The 6,221-nt window shown below is 69.3% G+C and carries 7 protein-coding genes; 1 reads left to right on the top strand and 6 read right to left on the bottom strand.

Annotated elements, in window-relative coordinates:
* Window positions 1–282: 282 nt before the first annotated feature.
* The 3 genes from ABZX37_RS38330 to ABZX37_RS38320 are packed head-to-tail and all read right to left on the bottom strand — an operon-like array spanning window position 283 to window position 2,694.
* Window positions 283–1,485 (bottom strand): HAMP domain-containing sensor histidine kinase, encoded by a 1,203-nt coding sequence (locus ABZX37_RS38330; protein ID WP_354748124.1) that lies wholly within the window; start codon window positions 1,483–1,485, stop codon window positions 283–285.
* A complete protein-coding gene (cseB, locus tag ABZX37_RS38325; RefSeq protein ID WP_354748122.1) occupies window positions 1,482–2,153 on the bottom strand; it encodes a two-component system response regulator CseB in 672 nt (223 codons plus the stop codon). Before cseB ends, ABZX37_RS38330 begins: the two co-directional genes overlap by 4 nt.
* 7 nt (window positions 2,154–2,160) lie before the next feature.
* Window positions 2,161–2,694: a hypothetical protein gene (locus tag ABZX37_RS38320; protein ID WP_354748120.1), complete on the bottom strand. Its 534-nt coding sequence runs from the start codon at window positions 2,692–2,694 to the stop codon at window positions 2,161–2,163.
* A gap of 153 nt (window positions 2,695–2,847) precedes the next feature.
* Here ABZX37_RS38320 and ABZX37_RS38315 point away from each other — a divergent pair, with 153 nt between their 5' ends.
* The gene (locus ABZX37_RS38315) at window positions 2,848–4,005 is read left to right on the top strand and encodes a DUF418 domain-containing protein (RefSeq protein ID WP_354748119.1); all 1,158 of its coding nucleotides are present in this window, start codon (window positions 2,848–2,850) and stop codon (window positions 4,003–4,005) included.
* A 3-nt stretch (window positions 4,006–4,008) separates the two neighbouring features.
* Here ABZX37_RS38315 and ABZX37_RS38310 read toward each other — a convergent pair whose 3' ends face one another.
* The 3 genes from ABZX37_RS38310 to ABZX37_RS38300 all read right to left on the bottom strand — a co-directional run bounded on the left by ABZX37_RS38310 (window position 4,009) and on the right by ABZX37_RS38300 (window position 6,191).
* Window positions 4,009–5,121 carry an MFS transporter gene (locus tag ABZX37_RS38310; protein WP_354748117.1) on the bottom strand — a complete coding sequence of 371 codons (1,113 nt, stop codon included), beginning with the start codon at window positions 5,119–5,121 and terminating at the stop codon, window positions 4,009–4,011.
* 9 nt (window positions 5,122–5,130) lie between these two features.
* Window positions 5,131–5,310 (bottom strand): hypothetical protein, encoded by a 180-nt coding sequence (locus tag ABZX37_RS38305; RefSeq protein ID WP_354748115.1) that lies wholly within the window; start codon window positions 5,308–5,310, stop codon window positions 5,131–5,133.
* A gap of 77 nt (window positions 5,311–5,387) precedes the next feature.
* Window positions 5,388–6,191, bottom strand: a complete 804-nt coding sequence (locus ABZX37_RS38300) for an IclR family transcriptional regulator (protein WP_354748113.1) — start codon at window positions 6,189–6,191, stop codon at window positions 5,388–5,390.
* Window positions 6,192–6,221 lie beyond the last annotated feature (30 nt).

Below are 6,221 nucleotides of genomic sequence, written 5' to 3'. Positions count from 1 at the left end.
TTGCTTGTCAAGGCGGGAAAGATGCCTTGACAAGCAACCCCAGACCGCAGGGAGGCTTCGTATCGGGGTGCAGGGCGGGGGCTGGGTGCCTCGATAGCTGGGTGCGCGGGTGGCTGTTGGGGCGTGGGCCGTGAGGGGGCCCCTCGCGGATTCAATGCCGGGAACCTCAGCTTCGAGGACTCGTCCTGCTAACTGTCCACAAAGGACGTCAATCGTGCCGAAATGTCCTATTTGTCACCATGTGGCCAGGTCTTGAGGTCCGTGAAGGGCTCCTTGAGGGAATCAGATTCCTTCGAGGGGCCCTTCACGGACCGCCAGCTCCGGCAGCCGAAGCACCGCCTGTGCCCCGCCTTCCGGAGGGTTTCCGAACTCCAGTTCCGCCCCAAGCACCCGCGCTTGCGCGACCGCGATCGTCAATCCCAGTCCGTGTCCGCCGCCGCGGGCGGCTGTGCCGGTTCGGAATCGCGCGGGTCCTTCCCGGAGCAGGACGTCCGGATACCCTGGCCCCTGGTCGCTGACCACCACGCATCGGCCGTCGACCTCGACTGTCACCGGCGCGGCTCCATGCTTGGCCGCGTTCGACAGCAGGTTCGCCAGAATCCGTTCCAGCCGCCGGGGATCCGTCCGCACTTGGACCGCTCGAGGAGCCACCGCGTCCGGCACTCGGCGCCGCACGAACTCCGCCAGGTCGATCTCCGCCAGGTCCGCGCGCTCGGCGGCGGTGTCCAAGCGAGCCACCTCCAGTACGTCCTCCACCAGCGATCGCAGCGCGGCGACTCGGTCGCGGACCAGTTCGGCCGGACGTCCGGGTGGCAGCAGTTCAGCGGCGGTCACCAGGCCGGTCACGGGGGTTCGCAGTTCGTGGGCGATGTCCGCGGTGACCCGTTGTTCCGCGGCCAATCGCGCCTGCAACGCGTCCGCCATCGCGTCGACCGCCTGGGCGAGATCGGCTGCTTCGTCGCGCGGCCGCGGCCCGATCGCGTCGCGCACCCTGGCTGGAGCGCCGTTCGCGACGTCCCGGGCGGCATCGGCGGCCCGCCGGAGCCGACGTGCCATCCCGGCGCCGAGCACGACGCCCAGCAGCGCCCCGGCGACGGTCACGACAGCGGAACCCGCCAGCAATTCCCGGTCCAAAGTGGCCAGTGCTTGCGTTTGCGAGGCATAACTGGTCCGCACCGAGACGACGTGACCACCGGTTTCGGCCGCTGCCCACAAAACCGGTCCGTCCAAATAGGTCGCTCGGTTGCCGCCGCGGACGGCGTCGCGCAGGGGCGCGGGCAGCGTCGGATCGTCGAATTGGCCGTCGACACCAGGATTGCGCAGAAGCAGCTGGATCCATTCGTCCTGCGCATGCCGTGCCTGCTCGGCTTGCGTGCGCGCGAATTGCTGGTGCACCAACAAACTCAGCGTCAGCGCGACGGCGGCCGACACGAGGGTCACCGCCGCGGTCAGCCGCCACCGCAGCGTGGCCGGGAAGAGTTTCACGGCTCGGCGCGGAGCTTGTAGCCGAAGCCCCGCACGGTCTGCAGCCGTTCCTGGCCGATTTTCACGCGCAGCCGTTGCACGTGGACGTCGACCACTCGCGTATCGCCGCCCCACGCGTAATCCCAGACGCTGGCCAGCAGCGTGTCCCGGCTGAGCACAGTCCCGGGCGATTCGGCGAAACGCAGCAGCAGCCGCAGTTCGGTGGGGGTCAGGTCCACCGGCTGACCGGCCCGGCGCACGTCGAGCCCGGCGCGGTCGATTTCGAGGTCGCCGAAGCGGACGAACGCGTCCTCCTCGGGCCCGGACCAGCCGCTTCGCCGCAGCACCGCCTGGATCCGCGCGATCAGCACCGCGGTGTCGAACGGCTTCGTGACGTAGTCGTCGGCACCGGCTTCGAGGCCGAGCACGACGTCGACCGAATCGTCGCGGGCGGAGACCATCAGCACCGGCGTCCGGCTTTCCTCGCGGATCCGCCGGCACAGGCTGACGCCGTTGAGCCCGGGCAGCATCACGTCGAGCAACGCCACGTCCGGCGGCTGCGCGCGGAACTGGTCGAGCCCGGCGAGCCCGTCCGCGGCCGTCGCGACCCGGAACCCGGCGCGTTCGAGCGCGAGCTGCGTCGCTTCCCGGATCACGTCGTCGTCCTCGACGAGCAGTACCTGCGTCATGTCCCTCTCATTCCGGCGAAAAACCGGTGCCGGTCCAGCGGTAGCGGGCCACCCCGTTGTTCGGGCCGGTCGCCGACATCGTGGCCAGCTGTCCGTCGAGCACGGTCAGCATGGCACCGGAGTTCTCCAGCCTGAACAGCTGTTTCCCGCCGATGGCGTAGACGTAGCCGCCGAGATACGCGCTGACCGGCACACCGGTCGCGCCGCTGCTGCCAGTGCCCGGGGCACCGACCGCGCCGCACGGATAGACGTTCACCACGACGTCGACCTCGCCGGTCAGCTCGTGGTAGGCGGTGCTGACGGGATACGACCCGGCGCTCGGACCGTACGGACACGGTCGCAACGCCGCCTTCGTCCTGGCACTGACCGTCGGATCCGCGCGCAGGAGAGCGACCGCGTCCACGGTCGGGCCGCGCGGGTTGTTCGCCGGTGCCGGGGCTGCCGCCGCTGGCGGAGCCGGCCCGGCGACGCGCACACCGTCCACATCGGAGCAAGCAGTGAGCGACAGCACCGCGAACACCGCGACCGCCGTCCTCCGCATGCTTCGCACAGTAGCCATTTTGCCGTCCGCGCGCTGCTCAGGGTGCGCTGTTACCCAACCGATGGGTTTCCTCCGGGCCACCGCAACGCGATTCCCGGCGGCCGGTGATCCGCGGTTCCTACCTTGGCGGGGAATCGACCAGGGAGGAGTCCGATGAGGACGGAAACGGTGCGGGACCCGGCGGAAACGCGGGTGCCGAAGGGACGGTTGCTGGGCGTGGACGCGGTCCGGGCGCTGGCGATCGTCGGGGTGTTCATCGAGCATTTCTTCGCGAGCGGCTGGCTGCACGGCGGCCCGCCCCAGGCGGCCCCTGGGTTCCTGACGTGGCTGAACGTGCAGACGTCGTCCCGGGCGATGAGCCTGTTCGTGCTGCTGTTCGGGCTGTCCGCGGCGTTGATGACCGGCGGCGCGACCCCGTACGAGGGGAACGAGAAGTGGCGCGCCCGCGGCAGGCTCGCGGTCCGGGCGGTGGTGTTGTTCCTGCTCAGCCTGGCGATCGACGAGTACGGCATGTCGGTGATCGAGTACTACGCGGTGCTCCTGCTGCTTCTGCTGCCGCTGACCCGGCTGCGCGCACGGACGCTGTTCATTCTCTCCGGAATCGCCGTCCCCGCGATGACGCTTTACGCGTTCTGGGTGCTCAACGCCCATTCCGACTGGATGATGTCCGGGTCCGAAACGGCGAGCGGGCTCGCGATCTTCGGGCATCCCGAGCAGTGGGGCGAGTTCTTCAAGGGGATGGTGCTGTTCGGCGGCGGTTTCCAGGTCGCGTACGGCCTGCCTCTGGCATTGGCGGGAATGGCGATCGGCCGCCTCGACCTTCGCGCGCACCAGGTCCGGATGCGGTTGCTGTACACCGGGTTCGTGCTCGCCGCCGGGTCGATCCTGGCTTCGTGGATCGCCACCTATCCGCTGGGCGGAGCCGAGGCGATCGCGACGACTCCGCCGCCTGGGATGCCGTGGCAGGTGCTGCTGGCGATGCCGCCGGACGGATCGCTGTATGCCACCAGCCCGCTCGGCATCGTGCTCATGATCGGCGTCGCGATGGTGTTGCTCGGCGGGCTGCTGATCGCCTTGGACCGGCCGCTCGGCCGTCGCGCGCTATGGCCGCTCGCGGCCGCCGGCGGAATGGCTTTTACCTGGTATGCGGCACATTTCGCGGTCTTGAAGCTGGTGCCGAAGCCGTATTCCTTCGTGTTCCTGGTGACGGTGGTCGCGGTGATGCTGGCCGCGTCGGCGGCGTGGCGGCAGTGGCGGCGGCGCGGTCCGCTGGAATGGCTGGTGCACCGGGCGACCCTGCTCGTGCCCTGAGGTTCAGCGGGCGCGGGGTCCGGCGGTTTCGCGGATCCCGCGCAGCACCGTCACGAGCGTGATCACGGCGGCCAGCATGATGTAGAAGGCCGGGGAGAGCTTGTAGCCGGTCGCGGCGACGAGCCAGGTCGCGATGTACGGCGCGGTGCCGCCGAAAAGCGAAACCGCGATGTTGTACGGAATCGCGATCGCGCCGGAACGGATGCGCGGCGGGAACAATTCGGCCATCGCCGCGCCCGCGGCACCGTCGTAAGCGGCGATCAGCAGACCTAGAACCACCATCCCGACGACGGCGAGCACCGGGTTTCCCAGCGACATCAGCACAAGCGCGGGCCAGGTCAGCACGACGAACCCGGCAGTGCTCGCGATGAGCAGCGGTTTGCGTCCGATCCGGTCGGACAGCGCACCGGCGACCGGAACCGCCGCGGCTACGACGGCCAAACACACCGTGGCCGCGACGAACGATTCGATTTTCGAGAAGTGCAGCGTTTTCTGCAGATAACTCGGCATGAACGTCTGCAGCGTCCAGTGCGCGACACCCTTGACCACGACGAGTCCGGCGAGCACCAGCATCGCTCGGCCGCCGGTGCGGAAGGAGTCGCGCAGCGGGCTTTCGGCGACCTGGCCGGTGCGTTCGAGATCGTGGAACTCCGGCGTGTCCGTGAGCCGTGTTCGCAGGTACAGCCCGGCCAGGCCGAGCGGAAGGGCCAGCAGGAACGGCAACCGCCAGCCCCACGCGGACATCGTCGCGTCGCCGAGCGTCGCGGTGAGCAGCAGCGCGAGCCCGGAGCCGACAACGAAGGCGGCGAAACCGAATGTGTTGGAGAAACTCGTGTAGTAGCCGCGACGGTTCGGCGGCGCGAATTCGTAGAGAACGGTGACCGCGCTGGACGTCTCGCCGCCCGCGGCGAAGCCCTGCACCAGCCGGGCGAGCACGAGCAGCAGCGGCGCGAGGGTGCCGACCGCCTGATGCGTCGGGAGCACGCCGATGGCGAACGTCGACAGCGACGTCGCCAGCACGACGATCGCGAGCACTCGCTGCCTGCCGATGCGGTCGGCTAGCGGGCCGAAGAACAGCCCGCCCAGCGGCCGGATCACGAACCCGGCGGCGAACACCGCGAACGTCTACAGCAGTGCGGCGGTGGCGTCGCCGTCCGCGAAGAAGTTGTCGGCGATGAAGGCCGACAGCGTGCCGTAGAGGCCGACGTCGAACCACTCCACGAAGTGGCCGGCACCGGCGGCGAACACGACCTTGCGCGGCGAAACCGTTGCCGGAGCCGAAGTTCCCAGCGTCTGTTCGGACATGACGGACCTCGTTGTCTGTCGGCGGGACCGTTCCGTGAAGGGCTCCTTGGGGGAATCAGATTCCCCCAAGGAGCCCTTCACGGACGGACGGGGGAGGGAGTGTGGGCCGGGCCGAGGTAGCCGAGCCCGATGCTGACCGTGTCGGCCGCTTCGACGATGAGCGCGCCGAGTTCGGCCTCGCGTTCGTCCAGCGCGATGGCGGAAAGCGCGCCGGACAGCGAAATCGCGGCGGCGATCTCGCCGGTGTGGTCGCGCACCGGCGCGGCGATGCAGGCCCGGCCCAGCGCGAGTTCCTCGATCTCGGTGGTGTAGCCGCGCCCGGCAGCTGCGGTCAGGTCGGTGCCGAGGGCGTCGAGGGTGGTGTGGGTGTGCGAGGTGAACCCGGGCAGCGGTTCGGCGCCGAGCAGTTCGGCGCGCTGCTTGGCGGTGGTGTCGAGCAGCAGGCTCTTGCCCATGCCGGTGGCGTGCAGCGGATTGAGCTGCCCCATCAGGGAAAACGACTTCTGGGCCAGCTGGCCTTCGACGTTCAGCAGGTAGAACAGCGACGAGCCGCGGCGCACCGCGACGTTCGCGCCCAGCCCGAGTTCCCAGGCCAGCCGCTGGGCGACCGGGCGGGCCTGCCGGTAGATCGGATCGTTGTTGAGCGCGATGCCCGCCATGGTCAGCACCGCCGGGCCCAGCTCGTACAGCTGGCTCACCGGATCGCGTTGCACCAGCTCGGCCGCTTCGAGCGTCGCGAGCAGGCGTGAGGTGGTGGATACACCCAGCCCGACCTCCGCTGCCACATCGGACACGCGCAGCGCGGGGCGGCCGGGTGTGAAGGCGCGAAGCACCGCCGAGGCTCGCTCGACGCTCTGATTGCCACCGGTCTCGGAAACCATGGTCCCGAGTATGGATAGTAGTTGCATATT

The organism is Amycolatopsis sp. NPDC004079 (genome assembly GCF_040610415.1).
Classification (GTDB): Bacteria; Actinomycetota; Actinomycetes; order Mycobacteriales; family Pseudonocardiaceae; genus Amycolatopsis; species Amycolatopsis halotolerans.
The sequence above is the reverse complement of the archived record's forward strand: the minus strand, read 5'-3'. Positions and strand labels throughout refer to the sequence as shown.